Here is a 21,494-nt window from a genome sequence, read left to right as displayed (position 1 = left end):
AAAGGAACGAAGAGAAACGAAAAGAATGTTCACCCAAGCGGGTAGTGGTTACTTCTAATTCGACTCAGGTTGATGGGCGGGGTGAAGCCAATCAAGAAAGGTTTTGACGGGATTAAAGTTGGCGCGGGGAATTTCCACGAAAATAGTGATCCAATGCGCCATTCCTCCATTCCACAAGCCTGGCCATTCCAAGGCCTTGAGGGGGCGACCCTGGTAGGATTTCATGCCGATGAACCCAGTTCCGGGATCGACGAACTCCGGGAGGTTAAAGGGATTGCCTTGAAAGTCACGGACACCGCAGACCATATCAACCGGATTGAAATGCGTTCCAGAGGCAAACAGCTTTTGTTGAGCTTCCGAATCGGGATTGACCTGGGATTGCTCGACGATTTGCCTGGATGGGGCGTCCTCGGGGTGAGCGACCCAAAATGGTCCTCCGCCAGGATCGCCCGTATTGGGGACGACACCACAGATCCGGAGGGGACGATCTAAATACTGTTTTAATAATGTGGCTTGATCGGGAAGTGCCAATTCTCGATACGATTGGGGAAGTGGGAGAAGGAGTTCTTGCAGGATACAGGCTTCGGCCTGGTGAACACTTTTCGCATCTGCCGGGATTGAACTGAGTTGTTCTATATGGCGGAACACATGTTGTTGCAGTTCAACCAGATAGCCTGCCAAGGCCTTTCTCCATGCAACGATTGGATCTTTCAGATGGTCGGGGACGACATTGTCAATATTGGAAATGAACACAATGTCTCCCTGATGATCATTTAAATTTTCTAAGAGCGCGCCATGTCCTCCCGGTCGAAAAACCAGAGTGCCGTCATCACCTCGAAATGGCTGGTTGCCAGAGTCCAGCGCAATGGTGTCGGTCGACGATTTCTGAAAAGAGACCGTGCAATCGAGTTTCCAACCCTGTCGGGCCAATGTCTGTTGGATGGTGTGCAGGTGGTTCTTAATGGCCTGTTCGAATTGAGGAGAAACGGTCAAATGAATTTTTATCGAATGTATTTGATCGGGATGGTATCTGATGGTTTCATGAATATGTTCTTCCAGTGCGGTGCGGGACCCTTCCTGGTAACGATGGAAAGAGAGCAGGGCCTTGGGCAATTCGGCATAGCCAAGGCCCGGCGTCTTCAGGACCGCTTGAAGAATCGTATTAAGATCATGTGTGTGCTGATCGGTTAGAGAGGCTTGTCCCTGCCCATGGAGATACTTTTCTAATTCCGGAATAAACGGGAAATCCTGTAAGCGGGTCCATGCCTGGTCGACCGCGTGGGGAAGAGTGGGTGCCTGATTTGAAGAGGATTCGGATGAGGCCTCCTGGGACAAAAATTTGAGGAGGTCATTGAACATGCGAGTGGCGGCTCCGGACGCAGGGATAAATTTACTGATTCGATCCGCCTGACGGGCGGATTCAAATTGTTTTTGGTACTCTGAAAATTTTTCCGGACGGAGCTGGATAATACCATCATTCAACCGGCATGGACGGATGATGGTGATCGGAGGGACTCCATGACGCAACCGCTGAAGTTGTGATTCCACCTGGAATGTGGAAATCCCACGGCGTATTAACTCAAGATGATCCTCAGGCGTAAGCATAGCGTGTGTTTAATCCGGTTTGTATTCAGATTGATCAGAGATCACACCAGACAGGAGTTGTGTTTCATGATGAAAAATGTCAAAGTTTTAATGTACTCGATCCGACGAAAATCCAATTGTAAAGTGTCATGGCGTTTATGTCATGTTCATGAACTGAGTCAAGGAGAATTAACATGATACCAGGCTTTAAAACGTTTCAGGGTCTCGCGGCATTAGGGGTCTTCCTGTTGGGGATTTTTTCCGGTTGTACCTTCAAGGCGACACTCGATACCACTTCGGATGCCACCACCAATGTTTTGTCATCCACATCCGGCAAATCCTGGTGGACGGAAGATGGTCTTGTCAAACGTGGTGAACATGTCAGAGCCTTTGTGGCAATTAATTATGACACGCTCCTTCAAGAAATCGCCCAAGGGCACGGAGAATATGTCCAGGCCTTCGGGACGATTTTAGGAGTCCCATCTCATCAACAGGCTTACTTTCAGAAATTGATTCAGAACGAGTATCCCGTGCTGGTTGAGATTCCCATCTCGCTTGGCGATGATCACTTAAACAGGTTTATCGCTCATGCCCAGCAAGCAGGAATTCATTCTGCATCCTCAAATCTCTAACCCTGGTACCGTTAATAAGCCGGACAGGGGGTGAATCCCTTTCGTGCCAGTCATACATTATCTAAAAAGCACTACGGCTATTAGGAGGATGGAGGACAGGGTCAAGCTTCTGCTCCTCCTTTTAAATAGCCCAGGCCAATCTTTACCGCACGCCTGGTGATTTCCGCCCATCTGGCTTCCGGATATTCAGCCAAGACCTTGGCGGCTTTTGCATCCTGAATGTCCAGTTCTTTTACCCGGATAATGCCATCTTCAATTGTTACATCAGCCACAATACATCCTCCTTGGTTTCCTGCATGTCTCGAATGATGAGGAATGAAATTCGATGTGAAGCAGGGTAAGACGGTAAAAAGTCCAATTTTCTTGACAGGTTGTAGGTCCGATGCTAGCATTTTCTTAACCCGTCTGACAGGAAACTCTGATAAAAATTTTCTCAAAAAAGGTTAGGTTACCCTAATGATTGAACAAGGACATGAAATGCGTCGGATTGTTCTCCGCATCGGAGGGTTTGCTCTTCTTGCGTTCATGCTTGTGGCATGTGGAGGTCCTCCCAATTGGGTCAAGGAAGGATCGGGTGTCATGAATGCCGATGACTCCAAGTCTATTTATGGTGTCGGGGCGGTGGTCGGTGTAAAGAATGAACCACTCGCTTGGGAAACTGCTGAAAATCGCGCACGCGCCGAGTTGGCAAAAACCTTTCGCACCTATACGGCCTATCTCATGCAAGACTATGCCGCTTCAACTTCTGGGGGGAATTTCACCAAATCAACGGAAGAGCAAAACGTCGAACGAGCAGTCAAGACCTTTTCGGCGGTGACCTTAAATGGAGTTCGTCCCATTGACCGTTACAAGGACGACGAGACCTCCACCTATTATGTGTTGACCAAGCTGTCTTTTGCGGAAATGAAAGAAGCATTACAACAAGCGCAGGAACTGGACGAAGAGGTTCGTGATTTTGTGCGCAAGAACGCTGAAAAAGCCTTTAAAAAACTGGAGCAGGAAGAAGCCAAACGCCCGGGAGGGCTTTGATCCTGGGGAATTGGCTGTATTTTGGCTTCTTGTTTCATCATCATGACAAAGGAATCCCGTTGCCCATCATAGCCCGATTTATCAAATCCTGTGCGGTTGTTGTTCCCTGCCTCTGCCTTCTCTTGTTGGGCGGATGCGGAAAAGAAAAAAAAGTGACCCGCATAGACCCCGGGGTTGTGACTGATTTTAGTGGGCGGTGGAATGATACCGACTCCAAATTAGTTGCGGAAGCAATGATGAAAGAAATGGTCAGGCAACCCTGGTTGGAAAACTTTTCCAGTCAATATAGTCGGGTTCCCACGGTCATCGTTGGGACCATTCTGAACAAAAGCCATGAACATATCAATATGAGCACCTTTGTCTCGGATTTGGAACGGGAGATGACCAATTCTCAAAGAGTGCTGTTTGTGGCGAGTAAAAGTGATCGCGAAGAGATTCGCCAGGAACGGCAGGAACAAGCCGTTCATGCCCGGGAAGACACCCAGAAACGCCCAGGGCAGGAACTGGGAGCGGATTTCATGATGAAGGGGACCATTAGTACGATTGTTGATGAATCCGATAGCGTGAAGGGAATCTTTTATCAGGTTGATCTAGATTTGATCAATTTAGAAACAAATGTGAAATCCTGGTACGGACAGAAAAAAATCAAAAAAGTCGTCGAACGGAAACGTCTGCTGTTTTAACACAATGTCTTCCGGTGAACCATTTTTATTCTTTGTGGTTCTTGTGTAATCCTCATTCAGCCTATCTTCAGCGCTTTAATTCCTTCCCACGATCTCCTTTCTCCTGTCGGCACCATGAGGCCAATTACTGGTCGTGGTGGCGCCTTGGTCTGCTCAGTCTTGTTTTTCTCCTCGCGGGATGCAGCGGAACATTTTCCCATTATGTGGGAGTCGACCGCAGTCTCAAAGCGGGAAATCCTGACAAGGCCGTCACTCTGATTCAAGAAGCCGAAGACGACTATGGACGTAAAAACCGGCTTCTGTATTTGATGGACGAGGGAATGGCCCTGCATTTGGCCGGTCGGTACTCTGAGAGTAACACGGTCTTGGAAGAAGCCTATCTACTGGTTGAGGAACTGTATACCACACGGCTCCGGGATCAGGCTTCGGCGATTCTCATCAATGAAACACAGCTTCCTTTTGAAGGGGAACCCTTTGAACATGTGCTGATCAATGTCATTTTGGGATTGAATTATGCGTTGTTGCAAAATTGGAATGAGGCCTTGGTCGAAGCTCGCAGAATTGACCACCGACTTAATGTTTTGAGTGACCGGGTGGAAGGCGATGCGTACAAGGAGGATCCGTTTGCCCGGTATCTGACCGGAGTGTTGTATGAGATTGCAGGGGATCTGAATAATGCCTATGTGGCGTATCGCAAAGCGGAGGTCATTTATGACGAGGCTCAGGCCTGGTCCAAGGTGCCACTCCCGGATGGTCTGAAGACGGATCTGATCCGGGTGGCCGGCACTCTTCATTTGTCAGAAGATCTTGAGGAGTATCAAGCGAAATATCCTGAAATGGTCGCTGAGGCGTCCTTGCCCTATGATGCCGATATGGCTCAACTGATCGTTGTGAGCTACTATGGTCGAAGCCCGCAAAAGGAGGACCTCTTTATAGACGTGCCCATTAGCCTGGATGCGCTGGCTTTGGTTGCCTTGGCCAAATCGGTCGGAGGACAAAGCACACGATCAAACAGAGGAGGAGAGGCGCTGATCTATGGGATCCACGGGCAAATTGCTCGTGTGGCCTTACCCCGGCTCGTTCCACAACACACCAAGATTGCCTACAGCACTATCCAACTGACGGATGGAACGACGACCTTCGATGCGCGCTCTCAACGGGTGTACGATATTGGCGCCGTCGCAGAAAAGAATTTGGATGACGAGTACGCCAGCCTGGTTTTGAGGGCTGTGGCTCGAACCGCCATGAAAATGGCAGCGGCGGAAGGAATAGGAATCGGCGCCCGTTCCGCGGTATCTAAAAATTCACAAGATTGGGTTGGACTCGTCGCGGTTATCCTGGCGCGAATCTTAGTCTTAATCACTGAAGAAGCCGATATCCGCTCATGGCGGACTTTGCCAGGAGAAATTCAATTAACCCGCCTATGGATTCCAGCGGGATCCTACAACCTCATGGTAGACAAGGTTGATCGCCAGGGACAGGTCATTGGATCGCCAAACTCCGAACAACTTGATTTCCGGAGGGGAGAGGTCCGGCTGTTACTCCGCCAATATTCAGAATAAAAGGATTGTTGTGATGTGGGTCAAAATTTTTCTTCCCTTGATTGGTGCTCTGATGCTGTCCGGTTGCTGGTTTCGAAATACGCCACCTCCCGAGTGGATCCTGACCCCACAGAAGGCCTATCCTACCGATCGGTATTTAGTCGGAATGGGGGAAGGGTCTACCCGTGACCAGGCAGAAAAACGTGCATATGCGGCCGTGGCCAGAATATTCTCTGCCAACGTCCAAGCCAAGTCCCTTGATCAGGAATCGTATTCCCTGACCGAAACGAATGATCAATCTTCGACGCATCGGACCTTGCGGATTGATCATGATACCCAGGTGACGACAACCAAGCTCATTGAAAATGTCAAGGTATTGGAGGCCTGGTATAGAACCCTCGATCAACAGTTTTTCGTCCTAGCCGGCTTGGATCGACACCACACGGAGACCCTCCTGGTGGAACGTCTGGACGATCTGGATGCCACGATTGAACGATTGGTCGCGCAAGGTCGCTCTCATCCTCAAAAATTTCATCGCATTCAAGGGTATAAACAGGCTCTCGTTCTTCTGCAACAACGAAAGGTGATGAACACGGATTTGCGGGTCATTCGGGCCAGCGGAGAGGGGATACTCTCCTCTTACACAAGTCCACAGATCCAACGAGAATTTATGGATTTTGTCGCCCAACATTTGCTCATTTCGGTGGCTATTAAGGGAGAATACCATGAGGACCTTGAACGGGCGATCTTGGAGGGGCTCAAGCAGGAAGGCTTATTAGGTAGTCCCGCCAGTTCAAAGTCCTCAGAGATTGCGGACCTGGCTATTGTTGGGCAAGGACAATTTTGGACGGTAAATTTACCAGATCCCTTGTTCAAATATGTGCGATGGTGCGGCGATATTGATATCTATGAAAACCCTTCTCATCGACTCATCGGTGTGATTTCAGAGACGGGACGGGAAGGGCATGTGACCGAAAAGGAAGCGCGGATTCGTGCCAGCAAAGTGATGCAGGAAGTCATCTCCAAGAAAATCGCCCGTCTACTTACTCGGTCCGTGTTCAGTGCCGAACCGGATTCGTCTCAGAGTCAGAGTGTTCCCAACGCCTGTTCTCGCTAATACTCGGTCTTTTTGTTCCGTTTAAAGAAGTCTCTTTTTTCTTTCTGGCGACGGTAAATAGATTTGGTGGGTCAGGCCGATTGAGAAAGGCTAACAGGATAAGTCTTGCTTCAGGCCTTGGAGGAGTCTTTCCCATTCTTGGGTTTTTCCGATGTGCCTTTGCTGACGGTCCCTCAACGATTCATTAGTGAAGTCCGCCAAGGCCTTGAGGTCATTCTGTGATTGTTTCACCTTTTCATCAGCATGTGAGAGATATTGACAGACACCCTTGGAGGCAGGAGGCTGTCCTCCCGCTCGCTCAAAGAGCGCGAAGGCACGATAGCCCTGTTCTTGTCCTCTAAATAGGGTTTCTGCTGCCTGATAGAGAAAGCGAGTCGGTTGGTGTTCTTCCTTTTGAGCGAGAATTTTTGCCATGAGGGCAGCCTTTCCAATGGAGAGGGCGGCGCCTTCAGGATCCCCATTCGCAATAGCATCTTCGGCTTTTTGCTCCAGGCGATCCATTTCTCCAAGTTCCCCAGACACCTGCGCCAAGCCATTTCCCGCATACGGGACCGTGAGTACAATAAAGAGCACCCATATTGCCGGGGGTTGAATGAGAACCAGTTTCATGACGTCAGCTGATACACCTCAACATGGGTCTTGGAGAGAGGCTATGGCGCTGAATCAAATTGGTCACTGCTACTGGATCTGCGAATCCATTTCGATTTGTTTATAGGTCCAACTCGTGGCCTTCCGCAGTTCGGCCATTTCTTTCGAATTGTCATGAATCACCCAAATTTTATTTTCCAGCTCATAAATGGGAGCAATAGCTTTTGCATTTCGCAGCTTGCCTAAACTCCACACCACCTCCGTCATAACAGGAAAATCGATGTCCGAAGATGTCTTGATGTGTGAAAGATTCTCAACGACATAGGCGAGCATGGGGGGGGTGATATTGGGATCTCCGGTCAGTGAGGCAATTTCCCCTAATCCTTTGGCTGCGGCCGCTCGAATTGCTGAGTCCTTCTGGGAGTGAAAAATTTCCGTTAAGAGGGGAATAGCTTCACTTCCCGCGCTGGACAGTGCCACAATAGCTTCTTCCGCAATTTCAGGATCTTGGATGAGTTCTTTCAGTAAGGGAATGTATTGTTGGGATTGCACCTGAGGCATTAAGGATAGGATTCTAATCTTTCGTTTATTTGGGGTCTGAGGGTTATTAAGGAGCTTGAAAAGGCGGGTATCATGTCCCCATTCCGCAGCGAGCATAACGGGGAAATCGAATTCTCGAATTTGCCCGGCTAATTCCTGTATTGCATAAGGACCGGATTGTGGTGCATTGGCGGCCTGGGCGGCTTGGCCGGAATCTTCAAACTTGGTTCGTGCTTCTTTATACCAACCCAGATCTCGTCCATCTAACTGATAGGAAAAAAGGCAGGCCGGCCCTTTCCAAAGACGGGCAGGAGACCCGATTTGGTCGGCATCGCCGCCGGCACGAGTTGTTCCAGACCATGTTTTTTGTTCCTCGCATTTGACGCTCAGCTTCACATCGTATGGAACATCCCGACTGGTCACCACGGTATACCCCACTTCCTCCAAGCTCTGTCGTACAACATTTTCAATAACGGATCCATCTACTTTTCCATGCTCTGTCAAGGCCAGGACATGAATCAGAATGGTTTGAATGGCGTCGAGTTTCGCTTTTTGTTCTGCGTCGAGATATGTTCGCCTGGCCAAACCCTCTGAGCCGAAAAGCCCAACGAGCAAAACGATGGTGATGAATCCACATGTTGCCCATGCCCTCATACCTGACCTCCCACTGTACAATGTGAAGTGTTTAATGAGTATGATCACAAATTCCCAACCCTCATGCCCTCGTGGGTTTTGCCCTGGTTAAGAGCAAATTGACAAGAATTTCTCAGTATTGTCCCGCATATTATCAATAAGTTTGCAACATCGCAGCATCCTGCAAAGCTATGGCCTTATAGGCCCAACTGGTGGCCTCTCGCAATTCGGCCATTTCTGTCGAATTGTCATGAATCAACCACACTTTATCCTGTAGTTCTGAAATGGGCTTGATCGCGGGCCCCCATCGTAATTTCCCAATTGCCCAGACTACTTCGGTGAGCAAGGGGAAATTAATATCTTCCGAGGTTTTTAAATGTGGTAACACTTCGGAAACGTAATGTGCCAACGGAGGAATCGTGCGGGGATCTCCCGACTTGGACGCTATAATTCCCAAGGCTTTTGCCGCTTCGGCCCGCAGATTCGATTGACGACTGGTTTGGAATAAATCGATGAGTAGGGGAATAGAATCGACTCCGGCACCCGAGAGCGCATTGATGGCTTCTTGCTGCAAGTCCGTGGACTCGAGGAGTTTGGTCAGTTGCGGAAGCGCTTCCTCTGCATGAGCGTCACTGAGGACCGAAAGGATTTTTACTTTTCGCAATTTGGGTGTGCTGGGATTATCCAACAGTTTGAGCAGGCGATCGATTTGGCCCCACTCAGCGGAGAGGAGGACGGGGAAGTCAAATTCCACAAGTCTTTGGTTGAGATGCTCCATCGCATATTTTCCGGTATCGTCAACCTGGGAATCTTGGGCAGCCTGCCTGGCATCGGCAAAGGTCGTGCGGACCTCTTTTTTCCATTGAAAATCGTTCTGTTGGATGAAATAGGTCAACAAACAGGCTGGCCCCTTCCAGAGCCGATCTGGCGCATCGGCCAGGTCCACGTCCCCGCCGCTGGGAGAAGTGCCGGTCAATGTTTTTTGTTCTTCACATTTTACTTTCACTTCCACATCGTGGGGCTGAGACCTATCCGTGGTGGCCGTATACCCCATTTCTTCAAAACGCTCCTTGACCGTGGCAATCAAGGGCTGGGCATCATATCCCCCTTTTTCCGTTAAGGCGAGGACCTCGACCAACACGATCTGGGCGGTTTCTAATTTGGTTTTTTGCTCAGGGGTAAGAGAAATCTGCCGGGCATCGGATTGAGCGCCGTCAAACCACAAGATTGCGAAAATAAGGAAAACAGGCCAGGCTTTCATACCTCACCTCCTTGGCTTCTAATTTTTGACCATTGTGGATTGCAACGTAGGCGAAATGGGGACGAAACAAACGCTTCTAAACGATATTTGCCAGGGTTTTCTAATATACCCCTCACATTAAGCAAGGGGCAACCCAATGCCGTCGTGAAAACCTTCGACCAGGTTGCCTTGGCAGGCTACTGACAGCCCTACCTCATGCAGAGTCTTAAGTGAAGAAATTTGTTGTTCGATATCAATATTACTTAAAGAAACAGTCCTCAGGGGGGTGCATGAGAAAATATAGCTTAAGGGATTTTGTTAATATTTCCTGGGGATAAGTTGAACCCCTATTAGTCTCCGGCTATACTCGGCGCATGTCACAGTCACCAAAATTGGCATTTTTAGGGGCAGGCAATATGTGTGAAGCTTTGGTGACTGGAATTTTGAAGGCCCACCTTGCCTCTCCTGCCAATATTTCTGTTACCGATATTTCCTCAATTCGATTAGAGCATTTCCAAAAGACATTTCAAGTTCAGGTAGGATCTGATAACGCTGAAGAAGTGAAATCAGCTGATATCATAGTTCTCTGTGTGAAGCCTCAGGTTATGGATAGCGTGCTATCGGAGATCAAGGATCAGCTATCTCCAAATCACTTACTGATTTCTGTTGCAGCGGGCTATCCGTTGGCTCGCATTCAACAGCATGTTGGGGAAAATGTTTCCCTAATTCGTGCGATGCCCAATACCCCGGCAGTTATCCAGGAAGGCGTAACCGCTTTGGCCGGGAGTTCCGGTCTTCCCGCGCAGCATCTATTGCTGGCTCAATCCATATTCGAATCGGTGGGCAGAGTGGTCTCAGTGGAAGAATCCTTAATGGATGCCGTCACCGGCTTGAGCGGAAGCGGTCCAGCGTATATCTACCTGGTGATTGAAGCACTCGCCGACGGTGGGGTGCGAGTGGGTCTTCCACGGACCGTTGCCACTGTGCTTGCGGCCCAAACGGTATTAGGGGCGGCCCGGATGGTACTCGAAAGTGGGGAACATCCTGCTTTACTCAAAGATCGGGTGACCTCACCAGGCGGGACGACAATTGCGGGTCTGCAACAATTAGAAACCGGACGATTACGAGCGACACTAATGAATGCCGTCGAAGCTGCTACAGCTCGGTCCCATGAGCTGGGCCAGTAATAAGCTCGGTCGCGCTGGCGTGAGATACACACATGGCACAAGATTTTATTGAAAGGAGTACACGGTGCAGTATTGGGTCAAAGTCACTTTTGTTGATAATAAAGAATTAGAATTTAAGGACGCGATTCGGCATACCATCAGCGATGACATGGAAATTCTTGAAATTGATACTCCCAAGGAAGTCACCATCATACCCTTGAAGCAAATTAAGTATTTTTCTTGCGACGCGGGAGTCTTTGCCAAATCATAAGGTAGAGGCAGTGAGTTGGGTCAGGGGTCTATTAATATTCCGATTGGATTATCCGAAAGGAATTATAACGTGCTTGTTCTTGCTCGTTACAGGGTCAAAATCCCAATTTCCCTATTTAAAATGGGAATGTCGTAAATATTCAAATATTGGATCCCCAAAAGAAAGGTCTCAGTTTTCGTCTCTTATAAGGGATATGGAAAAAACTCTTCTTGCCTAATTTGTCCTTTTATGCCACCATAATCTTATTCCTGTAATCCGACGTGGATCTCCTTTCATTAGACACCCCTTCAAAACTTGGAATGTTAATTCGTTGAAGACGCAGAAAGAATGATCATGGTCATGGAAACGATCAAACAGGGCGGTAAGCAAATAGGTCTGGTCCTGGTCTTATTGCTCGGACTGTTGATCCTTTGGGAGCTTCCCCACCATGATCGAAATTTCCTCTCCCATCAGGAGCGGACTGCCCAATTAGGAACAAAGCTGCCTGCATATGAGGTAAAGACCTTTTTGCGCCATATTGAAACTAGGCTTCCTTCTTATCGTGAAGAATTCCAGCAAGCTGAAAAAAAATCAGGAATTTCATGGATGTTATTAGCGGCCATGGCCTATCAAGAGTCTCAGTGGAATCACAAGGCAGTTAGTCCCACAGGGGTTCGAGGAATTATGATGCTCACACGTTCCACCGCCTCGGATCTGGGAATAAAAAATCGGCTTGACCCTTCAAAAAGTATTGCCGGTGGAGCCCGCTATCTATCCTATTTGCAAAAACGGGTTCCTGACAACATTCGAATGCCAGATCGTATGTTTATTGCCCTTGCGGCTTACAATGTCGGCATGGGACATATTAACGATGCTCGCTTGCTTGCTGATCGCCTAGGTAAAAATTCCGATCAGTGGGAGGACCTTAAAGGCATTCTTCCTCTCTTGGCTCATAAAGAATATTACCAAGACCTACCTCATCGTTATGCCCGTGGATGGGAGCCTGTAAAATATGTGAAGCGTATTCGAGCCTACCGAAACATCCTTCAGCAGGTTATGAAGCGTGAAGGAAAAATGTCGCAAGTGGATATTTAATTCGTTCCTCTTTTGTATTTGATCTTTGGCCTCTCTCGGATAACATTTTTTCTGGCTTTACCCCCTTTGTGTTAGTTTTTTCACATTCCTTTATCTTCCCCATTTCTTCCTCCTTCAAAATATCCAGATGTGGAATGATTGTGCTTGGGCGTAACAAAAAAAACAGAGACCATTAATATTGAGACCTTGGAAGATGAAATGAAGGAATATTTGGGAAAAATCTGATCTCTAGGGCGTCTGGGTCCCAAGCGATTGATCTGGCTGGGCAGGTTCGATGGATAGTGCGATATCATTTGGTAAAAGTTTGGCTTTAATCCTATCCCCGAACTTAAAGGATCCTGAAATGGTTGTTTGAGGAGTAACCTCAATACGAATTTCTCCGCGGTCGCCTCTGACAATATAAATATTTTCATCAATCATTAAGACCTCAGCCACAACCGTACGAAATTTTGGAGGCGCCTTGGGAGCAGGGGTTGATGTGTTATTTTTGGGACGTGTTGATTCTGATTCTGGAGCAATCACAATGGAAGGCGCCGTCGGAATTGAGGGTACCAGCCCTTCTTCCAAGCGAATGCCGGGTGATTCATCTGGACTCGCACGGACAATGGATAATGCTTTATCCTGTGGGGTCACCCGTGCTTTAATCCGATCCCCAAACTCGAAGGATTCTGATAACTGGGTGTGGGGTGTCACTTCAATTTGAATCTCTCCATAGTCGCTTCTGATGATATAAAAATTTTTATCCACCATTAGTATGTCGGCAATGATGATTCGCACATTCGGTGAGACATTTGGAGTGGGAGCTGTCGGTTCGGTCTTAGTGCCTGAAGGGGGAGCGGCTGAGGGAGGGGAAGCCGTGGTGCCGGGAACTCTGCTTTGTGTCCCAATCGGTTCGTCTGGTTGGGCTTTTGTTATGGCAATCGCCTTGTCGTTTGGTAACAGAATTGCTTTTATACGATCGCCAAAGGTGAATGATTCCGCCAGTTGAGTTTCCGTGGTGATTTCTATTCGAATTTCTCCACGTTCCCCACGAACCACATAAAACGCGCCATCGATCATTAAAAGATCCGCAATAATAGTCCTAGTTTTGGGTGGAGGGGAAGGTCGAGAAGAGGTTTGAGCCACTTGTTTACCCTCACCTTCAGCGGCAGAGAGGGATTGGGATCCCAGTATTCCCAGACAGGCTACAAAAATCAACAACGATCCAGAAACATTGCGAGGAAACCTTTCGGGAGGGAAGGTTATGAGCTTCATGTGAGTAGGCGAAAATACACGTGAAGTTTTTGTTTTCGTGGTGCCGAGGCGCAGAATTGAACTGCGGACACCAGCCTTTTCAGGGCTGTGCTCTACCAACTGAGCTACCTCGGCACACTCGTAGATCTGTTCACTTCGACCCATTTTTATACCATAAAGGCTTCGTCCTTTTCCAATCAATTCCACCAACTTTTTCCTATTCGAAAAATTCCTACGACTTGATTTTTTTGACCATTCTGATCTCGGTTGCGGGTGATTCGGGGACTTATGTTTGTAAGGGGTGCAGCGACTTTTTCTACCAGGTGAATCGAATGAATCCTCCATTATATTCTGAACCGCTAGTTGAGGAAGGGAGAAGCAGGGGTTTCTCCTGCTTGAGATCCAGGCCTTTTGGTAATTTCTCTGAAGGGATGATCGATTGAAAAGCCTGAATGCTATGCATTTCGACTCCTAATTCAATGCCTGGGAGTTTTCCTGGTGATTTCAGGTGAAGCAGAGAGCTATTTTGCGACTGAAATCGGTTCTTTGAGAAAGTGTGTGGAGAAAAGGTTTCCCCCCATAACCTCTTCTCCAAACCTTGTGGCTTTCGTACGTCAATAGACCTTTTTATGGTCGAATTATCCTCTGGTACAGGGTCACCAGCGGTCAATACTTCGTTGGCATTCAGAGCTGCCTCAACGTTCGAAGTTTCCAAAGGGAAGAGAGTAAGACACGAAATAACTAAATTGAATGTGAGTGCCAGGAACGAAAGATTGCGTATTATTCCTTTCAACATAGGGCCACTCTCATCTTCATTCTGTAGTCAAAAGGTATTTTATCATAGATATGGACTGAAGGGATTGAGATGCCTTCTGCTTCCGGTTTTCAGATAGACGGTCCTATCATGCACCATTGTGCTTTCGCCGCAGATACGAATTTCAGGAAATCCTTTCTTGTATACTTATAGCGGGAATGGGATAGGTTCGGGACTAATTCCGAAATTAAAGCGTTTTCCTTTTTTGCCGGCTGAAAGAGAGTCACGTTTGATAGCAACTTTGGCAGTTGGCTTCAGAAGTGGGGAAGTATCTTATTAGTGGAATTTATGAGCTACTCAACACAAACGTTATGATCCATATTTTCATAATTTTTAATGTTAGTTCAGCAGGAAGGTATTGAGCCCTCATTCCATTCCCCGCTTCCTTGACGGTTTTTGTGACTGCCAGGTATTCTCCACAATATTCTGCCCATAATAGTGTCACCTCAATTTTTGGACACAGACCTCTATGACGACGGGAAAACATAAGACTATGCAAACAGATAAATCTCAAGATGATGGTGAAGTTTCAGGAGAGGAGAAAGAGCTCTCTCCCGAGGAATATCTCGCACCCCTACTGCAACGAGCCAAACTGGCTGCCCGCCCATTGAGTGGGTTGATTGCCATGAAAAAGAATGCGGCGTTAATGGCCATGGCTGATGGGTTAGAGGCCGGGGAAGAAGCAATCCTCGAGGCCAACGAAGAAGACCTTGCCGCATTCGAAGGGAATTCCTCACAGACGGCCATGGCCGATCGCCTTCGCTTGACGCCGGCCAGAATTGTCGATATGGCAACGCAGATTCGCGAGATTGCGCTATTACGTGATCCAGTTGGCGAATCGATGGGGTTCTGGCAACGACCCAATGGAATGAGAGTCGGTCGGGTGCGTGTGCCGATTGGGGTAATCGGGATTATTTATGAATCACGTCCCAATGTAACCGCTGATGCGGCGGCCCTCTGTCTTAAATCCGGCAATGTGTGCGTGCTGCGAGGGGGGTCCGAGGCGCACCATTCCAATTTGGCTATTGCGACGATTCTTGGGGAGGCGGCCCAAAAGTCTGGAATTCCCGAAGGAGCGATTACCTTTATCGACAAGACTGACCGGGAGGTAGTCCTTGCTCTATTGAAAAGCAACCGGTTTGTTGATCTCATCATTCCTCGTGGAGGCGATGCGTTGATGGACACGGTCACCCGGCATGCCACCATCCCGGTGATCAAGCACGACAAAGGGGTGTGCCATATTTATGTAGATTCTGATGTAGATCTGGCCATGGCCCAACGCATCAGTGTCAACGCGAAAACTCAGCGTTGCTCGACCTGTAACAGCATGGAAACCCTTTTGATCCATGAGAAAGTGGCCAAAAAATTCCTCCCGCCATTGGCCCAGGAATATATCGAGGCAGGGGTCGAAATGCGGGGTTGTCCGAAAACCTGCCAGATACTGCCTCAAGCCAAACCTGCCCAAGATGACGATTTCGGAAAAGAATTTTTATCATTAACGGTGGCGATCAAGGTGGTGAAGGATATGGAAAGCGCCATGGACCACATTCATCAATACGGTTCCCGCCATACGGACTCTATTCTGACTAATGACTATGATCGGGCTCTACGATTTTTGCGAGAGGTGGATTCCAGTACCGTGATGGTCAATGCGTCGACGCGCCTGAACGATGGCTATGAGTTTGGGTTGGGAGCCGAAATTGGGATTAGCACGACCAGAATTCATGCTCGTGGTCCTATGGGGCTAGAAGATTTAACCTGTTCCAAATATGTTGTATACGGTTCCGGTCAAATCCGGGAGTAAGGGCCTGATCGGTTCGATACCGTGTTCCCCAATTTTTCTCACAATAATCCCGTCTCGGACCTTTGTTTTCAGAAGCAATCTGCCTTCTGAAACTTCCCATTCCTCATCATGAACCTTCAAGCCATATTGGATCATCCCCAAGCCCTGCGTTTTCCTGCCAATCAGATCTATAGGCAGAAGTGGGAGTCGGCGGGTGGGCGGATCGTAGAACAACCCACCGGGCATTGGGTCTTGTATGGCAAGCATGGGCAACGGATTCTTTTAGTAGATCCAGATGGAAATCCCCTCCATGAATGTTTGTGGGAACAGAAACCAACTGGTGCGATTTCCCTGGCCTCTGCCCGTCTTCGATTGGATTGGGGACAATGGGTCGGGATTAAACCGGAAGGATTGGTCAATACCATTTCCCTGGATTTATCCCGGCGGCAAGGTTGGGAACGGATCACGCAAGACGACCTGCGTCAGATGGCAGCCCGATCATTGAATTCCGACTTGGCGATGGTCCGGTTTTTTTATCGGGATGAGGATGTCGTCCTTCATGGTGACGGGCAAGCCACGATTCACCAGGTTAAGGACGCCTTTTATGTGTTACCCAATGGGTCGTTTGAAGAAGCCAGGTTCATGTCATGTATGAGCCGGATGGAATGGAGTCGAATAGATTACCTGCCAGTGGTGGAGTTGTTTTTATCCCTGTTGCCGGGAACCGGTAGCGCGACCTTCGAATTCATCCGAGGTCTCTACGACGATCAAAACATCAATGGGGCGCTTCCCGTGCAATACAGGGGTATTCCGGTATATCCCTCCGAGGCCGCCTTCAGGCTTTTCAGCCTCTTTTTTACCCCGTCCGTTTCTTCCAGCCAATCCCCGCTGGAAGTGTTTCTGGATGTTGAACGGTCGCATGAAGTCCACTGGCTTCCAGCATCTGATTTCCCAGTCCGGTATATGGATGAGGAACAACATCTTTGCGTGACGGTCAGAAACCAGATGATTCAAAAAGTCACATGGTGGGATGATCCCTCTGGCCTAGCGTTTAACCGGATTCACGAATCAGGTCTGTCGTTGTCCGACAATCGGGGAGCGGGAGTCACGACCGAGGGCTTATGGCTATTTGATGGCCGTGAACAAAAGAAATTGACCATTCGACCATCCTGGCAGCTATCCAAACCTAACCATTCGGTTTCCTGGCAGCCGCTCGAGAGCACCTGGCGGGACGCCTTCCCGATGAGGACACCGATACTTACCCCCGTGGAAGCCTTCTCTTCGGTCCTCCTCTACCCGCAGAAGTCTGAGATGATTGGCGAACAAGAAAGCCAACCATTTGTTTTTGATTTTTTAGATGACTTCCTTGAAGAACACCAAGACCTCTTTCGCGCCAGATCTGACGCCACACATGTCTTGCTTTCGCTTTGCGAATCAGGATTGGGGTCGTGTCTTCAATACCAGGAATCTCAAATTCAAACGGTTTGGTACGACTGGCCACATTTTGCCCAAAAACATGCCCAATCTATTTGGAATAGGCTTTCCAGGATAGATCGGTTGGCGTGGTTTCCAAATTTTCAATTTATCCCCTTTGAGAAACTCCTGTTGAATCCATTGCCAACCAAGTATGATTGGATGTATCTCTGGATTCCCTTTTCAGATTATTCAAATTCCGGCATGCTCAACACTTGGGTGAAATTTTTAAAGACCCAACTTTCCGAGGGTAGTGTCGGTTGTCTGACTGGTCCCCCTGTTTTGAAAGAGAAGCTCCAAAGGCAAGGCCTTCAGATTCTCCATTCTGCCACAGGAGATTCATTGCCTCCCTTCCGGATTCACCAAACAATTCTTCCCAAAGGATGGTTGAACCCTGAAATGACGGTCTGGATTGTTCAAAACCCCGGTCGGTATTAGCTCCAAGGAGCCACCGTATCAGTTCAATTTTTAATGGCATCCTGTCGAGGGCCATGTCCCTTTCCGATCTTGACAGTAGGACATTGCGCGAATAGTATGGGGAAACCTTTAAAACTCATCCGGCGAGGTGGGTAAGGAGAGTAAACCAATGGCGGCCACTCAATTGGCCATATTATGTGTGCCCTTCTCATGTCGTTCTGAGAAGGGTTTTTTTTGTCTTCTTGGGGCGTGAGGGGACAATGACATGAACACTTCTTCACGATCACATGAAAGACTCTTAATGGATGGCCAGGAAATGGCCAGAACCTTAACCCGTATTAGCCATGAGATTCTGGAGCGGAACAAAGGCATCGAAGGTTTAGCGTTGGTGGGGATCCGCACGGGCGGAGTATTTCTCGCCCAGAGGCTTGTATCCAGAATTCAGCAAATCGAAAAACGGGACGTGCCGCTTGGAGAGTTGGATATCACCTTGTACCGTGATGATCTCTCCATTCGAAAAGATCAGCCGGAAATACGAAAAACGACTATTCCATTTCATATATCGGATTTGAAAATTGTGCTGGTCGATGATGTGCTGTTCACCGGACGAACCATTCGAGCAGCCTTAGACGGGTTGATGGATTTAGGGCGCCCTGCAGAAATTCAACTGGCCGTTCTTGTCGATCGTGGACATCGGCAGCTTCCCATTCGTGCCAATTATGTCGGGAAAAGCATTCCGACTTCCCGGGAGGAAAACGTACAGGTCTTTTTTGAGGAATTAGGGCAGGACGATCGGGTCTCTATTTTAACCTCATAAAGTCATTATGGGTCTACAACGCAAAGATTTATTGACTATTGCGGCCTTATCAGCCGACCAAATTCAATTAATTCTAACAACGGCCGAATCCCTGAAAGAGGTCGGGGGGCGGGATATCAAAAAAGTTCCAGCTCTGCGCGGGAAGACGGTGGTGAATTTATTTTTTGAGCCCAGTACCCGTACACGAACGTCTTTTGAGTTGGCAGCTAAACGACTGAGTGCTGACGTCATTAATTTTTCTCCTTCCACGAGTAGTATGGTGAAAGGAGAAACATTAGTCGATACTGCCAGAAATATTGAAGCCATGCAGGCGGATATTATTGTGCTGCGCCATCCATCTCCTGGTGCCGCAGAAAACCTTGCGCGTTCGGTCAAATCATCGGTGATTAATGCGGGAGATGGGTGGCATGAACATCCCACTCAGGCCCTCTTGGACGTCTTTACCATAAAAGAAAAAAAAGGACGCGTCTCGGGCCTCATGGTGGTGATTGTTGGTGATATTGCGCATAGCCGCGTGGCTCGCTCGAATATTCTTGCTCTGACCAAACTCGGAGCAGAGGTGAGAGTCGTGGCTCCACCCACCATGATCCCCTTCGGCCTTGAACATTTTGGCGTGGCGGTCTTTTTCAATCTGGATGAGGCGTTAATCGGAGCGGATGTGATCATCATGCTGCGATTGCAACGTGAGCGGTTGGGGCGGGCGTTACTTCCCAGTCTTCGGGAATATGCCAATCTGTTTTGTTTGACTCCGGAAAGACTCAAGCTCGCCAAACCGGATGCCATTGTGATGCATCCCGGGCCCCTGAATCGTGGCGTGGAAATTTCGCCTTCCGTGGCTGATAGCAATGTCGCGGTGATTCTGGATCAAGTGACCAATGGGGTGTCTGTGCGGATGGCCCTTATGTATTTATTGTCAGGATCTGGTGAACGTTCAACCCTTAACGAATGATCGGACAACATGACCAAAAAGACCGGACAGCCTGCCACCACTTCTCATCTCCTCTGTATTCAAGGTGGAATTGTGATTGACCCTGGCCACGTGAATGGACGGGCCGATGTGCTTATTCAAGATGGAAACATTCTTGAAGTCGGTTTTCCACTGACGAACCCCCTTTGGCAGGATTCATCGGTCACAATTCTTGAGGCCAATGGATGGATTGTGGCTCCTGGCCTTGTGGATCTGCATTGCCACTTACGGGAACCCGGTTTTGAATACAAGGAAACCATCTCAACAGGCGCGACCTCCGCCGTGGCCGGAGGGTTTACGACCATCTGCTGTATGCCGAATACCCAGCCCGTGAATGATAACGCTGCCATTACCAAGTTTATGTTGGCCCAAGGACAGGCGGCCGGCAAGGCCCGGGTGTTCCCGATCGGTGCAATCACCAAAAAATCCGAAGGAGAAGAACTTGCGGATATTGGTGAGTTGGTGGACGCCGGATGTGTGGCCATTTCTGATGATGGGCGGCCCGTGATGAATAGTTTGGTCATGCGACGGGCGCTGGAGTATGCCAAGGCTTTTGGCATTCCTGTTGTGGACCATTGCGAAGACCTGCATTTAACCGATGGCGGATGTATGAACGAGGGTATGGTGTCGACCGAACTCGGGATGCCTGGGATTCCCGATGCCTCAGAGGAGGTGATGGTGGCTCGGAACCTGGCACTGGCGGATCTTACCGGAGTTCATGTGCATCTGGCCCATTTGAGCACCGCCCGTTCGGTGGAACTGGTCCGTCATGCAAAAGGGCAGGGGTTACCGGTGAGCGCAGAAGTCTGTCCTCATCACTTTTCCATTACTGAAGAAGCCGTCCGCTGCTATAATTCCAATGCCAAAATGAATCCACCACTGCGAACGGATGACGACGTTCAAGCGCTCAAGCAGGGTTTGGTCGATGGGACCATTGATGCCATTGCCACCGACCATGCTCCCCATGCTCTCCAAGAAAAACAATTGGAATTTGATGCGGCGCCATTTGGCATCGTGGGGTTTGAGACCGCTCTTCCATTGACACTCCGCCTGGTGCATGAGGGAGTCTTGTCCCTTGAACAAGCGCTTGATAAGTTGACGAGATCTCCTGCTCGGCTTTTTCATCTGCCTGTTGGGAGCCTGCAGCCTGGCTCCCATGCCGATATCGTGGTGTTTGACCCCCATGAAGAATGGGTGGTGGATCCCACCAAATTTTTGTCAAAAAGTCAGAATACGCCATTTGGGGGTTGGACCGTGAAGGGAAAAGTGAAGATGACATTGGTTGATGGCAGGATTGTCTATGATGCCCGTTAATTCATGAATATGAAGCGGATAAATTGGGGGGTCGTGGGTTTTCTTTTTGAACTGTGTGCCTTAATCTTATGGGTTGGCGGTTTGGTTGTCATTATTTCGTTGGTAATTCCGGCTGTATTTAATTCCTTCGGGATGGAACCAGCTGGGCATTTTTTACGGAGAGTTTTTGATGGTTTTGGCTTGATGAATGTCTGGATTTTGATTGTGTTGAGTGTGGTGGCCGGGATTCGCTTCCGGGCATTTGGCCACAATCCCTCCGAAATGTTTGCCGTGTCTTCTGTGGAATGGTGGCTTCTGGCTGGAATGGCTCTCATCACGTTCAGCATTCTTGTGGTCCTTGGTCCCCAAGCAATGTCTTTACAGGAAGAGGCCTTTGCGGCGGTCTCAAAGGAAGACAAAGATATCGCCTATGCAGATTTTTTTCGCCTTCATATGATTGTGCGAGCTTGTCACTTGGTGAATTTTGGTCTGGCGGCCTCACTGTTTATTGTAAAGGTGCGGAAAATTCTCTTTTTCCACTCCATGGCTGCTCGGTAATAATTACTCTTGATCGTACAACGGAAATGAGAAGATGATAA

General features: G+C 48.7%; 20 protein-coding genes and 1 tRNA gene. 14 read left to right on the top strand and 7 right to left on the bottom strand.

The annotated features are described in order from the left end of the window. Nucleotides 1-54: 54 nt before the first annotated feature. The gene (locus AAH187_RS08605; protein ID WP_342348040.1) at nucleotides 55-1,605 is read right to left on the bottom strand and encodes a DUF4301 family protein; all 1,551 of its coding nucleotides are present in this window, start codon (nucleotides 1,603-1,605) and stop codon (nucleotides 55-57) included. Between the two features lie 173 nt (nucleotides 1,606-1,778). Between AAH187_RS08605 and AAH187_RS08600 the strand changes: the two genes are divergently transcribed. After that, a complete protein-coding gene (locus AAH187_RS08600) occupies nucleotides 1,779-2,216 on the top strand; it encodes a DUF3015 family protein (RefSeq protein ID WP_342348039.1) in 438 nt (145 codons plus the stop codon). A 101-nt stretch (nucleotides 2,217-2,317) separates the two neighbouring features. Here AAH187_RS08600 and AAH187_RS08595 read toward each other — a convergent pair whose 3' ends face one another. Then, nucleotides 2,318-2,488, bottom strand: a complete 171-nt coding sequence (locus tag AAH187_RS08595; RefSeq protein WP_342348038.1) for a hypothetical protein — start codon at nucleotides 2,486-2,488, stop codon at nucleotides 2,318-2,320. A 184-nt stretch (nucleotides 2,489-2,672) separates the two neighbouring features. Here AAH187_RS08595 and AAH187_RS08590 point away from each other — a divergent pair, with 184 nt between their 5' ends. The 4 genes from AAH187_RS08590 to AAH187_RS08575 are packed head-to-tail and all read left to right on the top strand — an operon-like array spanning nucleotide 2,673 to nucleotide 6,586. Then, nucleotides 2,673-3,245 (top strand): hypothetical protein, encoded by a 573-nt coding sequence (locus AAH187_RS08590; RefSeq protein WP_342348037.1) that lies wholly within the window; start codon nucleotides 2,673-2,675, stop codon nucleotides 3,243-3,245. 59 nt (nucleotides 3,246-3,304) lie between these two features. Further along, entirely contained in the window at nucleotides 3,305-3,928 is a 624-nt protein-coding gene (locus AAH187_RS08585) for a penicillin-binding protein activator LpoB (RefSeq protein ID WP_342348036.1), read from the top strand. Between the two features lie 14 nt (nucleotides 3,929-3,942). After that, nucleotides 3,943-5,490, top strand: a complete 1,548-nt coding sequence (locus AAH187_RS08580) for a hypothetical protein (protein ID WP_342348035.1) — start codon at nucleotides 3,943-3,945, stop codon at nucleotides 5,488-5,490. Nucleotides 5,491-5,503: 13 nt separating this feature from the next. Continuing rightward, nucleotides 5,504-6,586, top strand: coding sequence for an LPP20 family lipoprotein (locus AAH187_RS08575; protein ID WP_342348034.1), 1,083 nt, complete (start codon nucleotides 5,504-5,506; stop codon nucleotides 6,584-6,586). 90 nt (nucleotides 6,587-6,676) lie between these two features. Here AAH187_RS08575 and AAH187_RS08570 read toward each other — a convergent pair whose 3' ends face one another. From AAH187_RS08570 to AAH187_RS08560, 3 genes are all read right to left on the bottom strand, one after another. Continuing rightward, entirely contained in the window at nucleotides 6,677-7,195 is a 519-nt protein-coding gene (locus tag AAH187_RS08570; protein ID WP_342348033.1) for a hypothetical protein, read from the bottom strand. Nucleotides 7,196-7,264: 69 nt separating this feature from the next. Beyond that, nucleotides 7,265-8,368 (bottom strand): HEAT repeat domain-containing protein, encoded by a 1,104-nt coding sequence (locus AAH187_RS08565; RefSeq protein WP_342348032.1) that lies wholly within the window; start codon nucleotides 8,366-8,368, stop codon nucleotides 7,265-7,267. 133 nt (nucleotides 8,369-8,501) lie between these two features. Further along, on the bottom strand, nucleotides 8,502-9,608 hold the full coding sequence (locus AAH187_RS08560; protein WP_342348031.1) for a HEAT repeat domain-containing protein: 1,107 nt from the start codon (nucleotides 9,606-9,608) through the stop codon (nucleotides 8,502-8,504). A gap of 353 nt (nucleotides 9,609-9,961) precedes the next feature. On the opposite strand from AAH187_RS08560, the gene proC reads away from it, so the two are divergent. The 3 genes from proC (at nucleotide 9,962) to AAH187_RS08545 (ending at nucleotide 12,098) form a co-directional block, all read left to right on the top strand. Further along, nucleotides 9,962-10,774 carry a pyrroline-5-carboxylate reductase gene (gene proC / locus AAH187_RS08555; protein WP_342348030.1) on the top strand — a complete coding sequence of 271 codons (813 nt, stop codon included), beginning with the start codon at nucleotides 9,962-9,964 and terminating at the stop codon, nucleotides 10,772-10,774. A gap of 64 nt (nucleotides 10,775-10,838) precedes the next feature. Beyond that, nucleotides 10,839-11,024 (top strand): hypothetical protein, encoded by a 186-nt coding sequence (locus AAH187_RS08550; protein WP_342348029.1) that lies wholly within the window; start codon nucleotides 10,839-10,841, stop codon nucleotides 11,022-11,024. Between the two features lie 339 nt (nucleotides 11,025-11,363). Next, complete coding sequence (locus AAH187_RS08545) at nucleotides 11,364-12,098, top strand: transglycosylase SLT domain-containing protein (protein WP_342348028.1); 735 nt, start codon at nucleotides 11,364-11,366, stop codon at nucleotides 12,096-12,098. A gap of 228 nt (nucleotides 12,099-12,326) precedes the next feature. Here the strand turns inward: AAH187_RS08545 and AAH187_RS08540 are convergent, their stop codons facing one another. Continuing rightward, complete coding sequence (locus AAH187_RS08540) at nucleotides 12,327-13,295, bottom strand: hypothetical protein (RefSeq protein WP_342348027.1); 969 nt, start codon at nucleotides 13,293-13,295, stop codon at nucleotides 12,327-12,329. A 95-nt stretch (nucleotides 13,296-13,390) separates the two neighbouring features. Beyond that, nucleotides 13,391-13,466: transfer RNA gene (locus tag AAH187_RS08535), tRNA-Phe, on the bottom strand. A 1,172-nt stretch (nucleotides 13,467-14,638) separates the two neighbouring features. Between AAH187_RS08535 and AAH187_RS08530 the strand changes: the two genes are divergently transcribed. The 6 genes from AAH187_RS08530 to AAH187_RS08505 all read left to right on the top strand — a co-directional run bounded on the left by AAH187_RS08530 (nucleotide 14,639) and on the right by AAH187_RS08505 (nucleotide 21,453). Then, entirely contained in the window at nucleotides 14,639-15,949 is a 1,311-nt protein-coding gene (locus tag AAH187_RS08530; RefSeq protein ID WP_342348026.1) for a glutamate-5-semialdehyde dehydrogenase, read from the top strand. A gap of 108 nt (nucleotides 15,950-16,057) precedes the next feature. Next, nucleotides 16,058-17,839, top strand: coding sequence for a hypothetical protein (locus tag AAH187_RS08525; protein WP_342348025.1), 1,782 nt, complete (start codon nucleotides 16,058-16,060; stop codon nucleotides 17,837-17,839). Between the two features lie 244 nt (nucleotides 17,840-18,083). Next, nucleotides 18,084-18,635: a bifunctional pyr operon transcriptional regulator/uracil phosphoribosyltransferase PyrR gene (gene pyrR, locus AAH187_RS08520; RefSeq protein ID WP_342348024.1), complete on the top strand. Its 552-nt coding sequence runs from the start codon at nucleotides 18,084-18,086 to the stop codon at nucleotides 18,633-18,635. A gap of 7 nt (nucleotides 18,636-18,642) precedes the next feature. After that, complete coding sequence (locus tag AAH187_RS08515; RefSeq protein ID WP_342348023.1) at nucleotides 18,643-19,584, top strand: aspartate carbamoyltransferase catalytic subunit; 942 nt, start codon at nucleotides 18,643-18,645, stop codon at nucleotides 19,582-19,584. A gap of 9 nt (nucleotides 19,585-19,593) precedes the next feature. Next, the gene (locus tag AAH187_RS08510) at nucleotides 19,594-20,916 is read left to right on the top strand and encodes a dihydroorotase (protein WP_342348022.1); all 1,323 of its coding nucleotides are present in this window, start codon (nucleotides 19,594-19,596) and stop codon (nucleotides 20,914-20,916) included. A 3-nt stretch (nucleotides 20,917-20,919) separates the two neighbouring features. Next, nucleotides 20,920-21,453 (top strand): DUF4149 domain-containing protein, encoded by a 534-nt coding sequence (locus tag AAH187_RS08505; protein ID WP_342348021.1) that lies wholly within the window; start codon nucleotides 20,920-20,922, stop codon nucleotides 21,451-21,453. The last annotated feature ends 41 nt before the right edge of the window (nucleotides 21,454-21,494 follow it).

Origin of the sequence: uncultured Nitrospira sp. (assembly GCA_902500695.1) — a bacterium.
Lineage (GTDB): Bacteria > Nitrospirota > Nitrospiria > Nitrospirales > UBA8639 > Nitrospira_E.
Note: the sequence above shows the minus strand (reverse complement) of the source record. Positions and strands in the feature narration are given on the sequence as shown.

Coding starts and splice junctions, on each gene's coding strand:
- AAH187_RS08575 (WP_342348034.1), top strand. CDS start 5,504: ATGTGGGTCAAAATTTTTCTTCCCTTGATTGGTGCTCTGATGCTGTCC.
- AAH187_RS08560 (WP_342348031.1), bottom strand. CDS start 9,608: ATGAAAGCCTGGCCTGTTTTCCTTATTTTCGCAATCTTGTGGTTTGAC.
- AAH187_RS08600 (WP_342348039.1), top strand. CDS start 1,779: ATGATACCAGGCTTTAAAACGTTTCAGGGTCTCGCGGCATTAGGGGTC.
- AAH187_RS08570 (WP_342348033.1), bottom strand. CDS start 7,195: ATGAAACTGGTTCTCATTCAACCCCCGGCAATATGGGTGCTCTTTATT.
- AAH187_RS08605 (WP_342348040.1), bottom strand. CDS start 1,605: ATGCTTACGCCTGAGGATCATCTTGAGTTAATACGCCGTGGGATTTCC.
- AAH187_RS08565 (WP_342348032.1), bottom strand. CDS start 8,368: ATGAGGGCATGGGCAACATGTGGATTCATCACCATCGTTTTGCTCGTT.
- pyrR (WP_342348024.1), top strand. CDS start 18,084: ATGAACACTTCTTCACGATCACATGAAAGACTCTTAATGGATGGCCAG.
- AAH187_RS08505 (WP_342348021.1), top strand. CDS start 20,920: ATGAATATGAAGCGGATAAATTGGGGGGTCGTGGGTTTTCTTTTTGAA.
- AAH187_RS08510 (WP_342348022.1), top strand. CDS start 19,594: ATGACCAAAAAGACCGGACAGCCTGCCACCACTTCTCATCTCCTCTGT.
- AAH187_RS08515 (WP_342348023.1), top strand. CDS start 18,643: ATGGGTCTACAACGCAAAGATTTATTGACTATTGCGGCCTTATCAGCC.
- proC (WP_342348030.1), top strand. CDS start 9,962: ATGTCACAGTCACCAAAATTGGCATTTTTAGGGGCAGGCAATATGTGT.
- AAH187_RS08590 (WP_342348037.1), top strand. CDS start 2,673: ATGATTGAACAAGGACATGAAATGCGTCGGATTGTTCTCCGCATCGGA.
- AAH187_RS08530 (WP_342348026.1), top strand. CDS start 14,639: ATGCAAACAGATAAATCTCAAGATGATGGTGAAGTTTCAGGAGAGGAG.
- AAH187_RS08525 (WP_342348025.1), top strand. CDS start 16,058: ATGAACCTTCAAGCCATATTGGATCATCCCCAAGCCCTGCGTTTTCCT.
- AAH187_RS08545 (WP_342348028.1), top strand. CDS start 11,364: ATGGAAACGATCAAACAGGGCGGTAAGCAAATAGGTCTGGTCCTGGTC.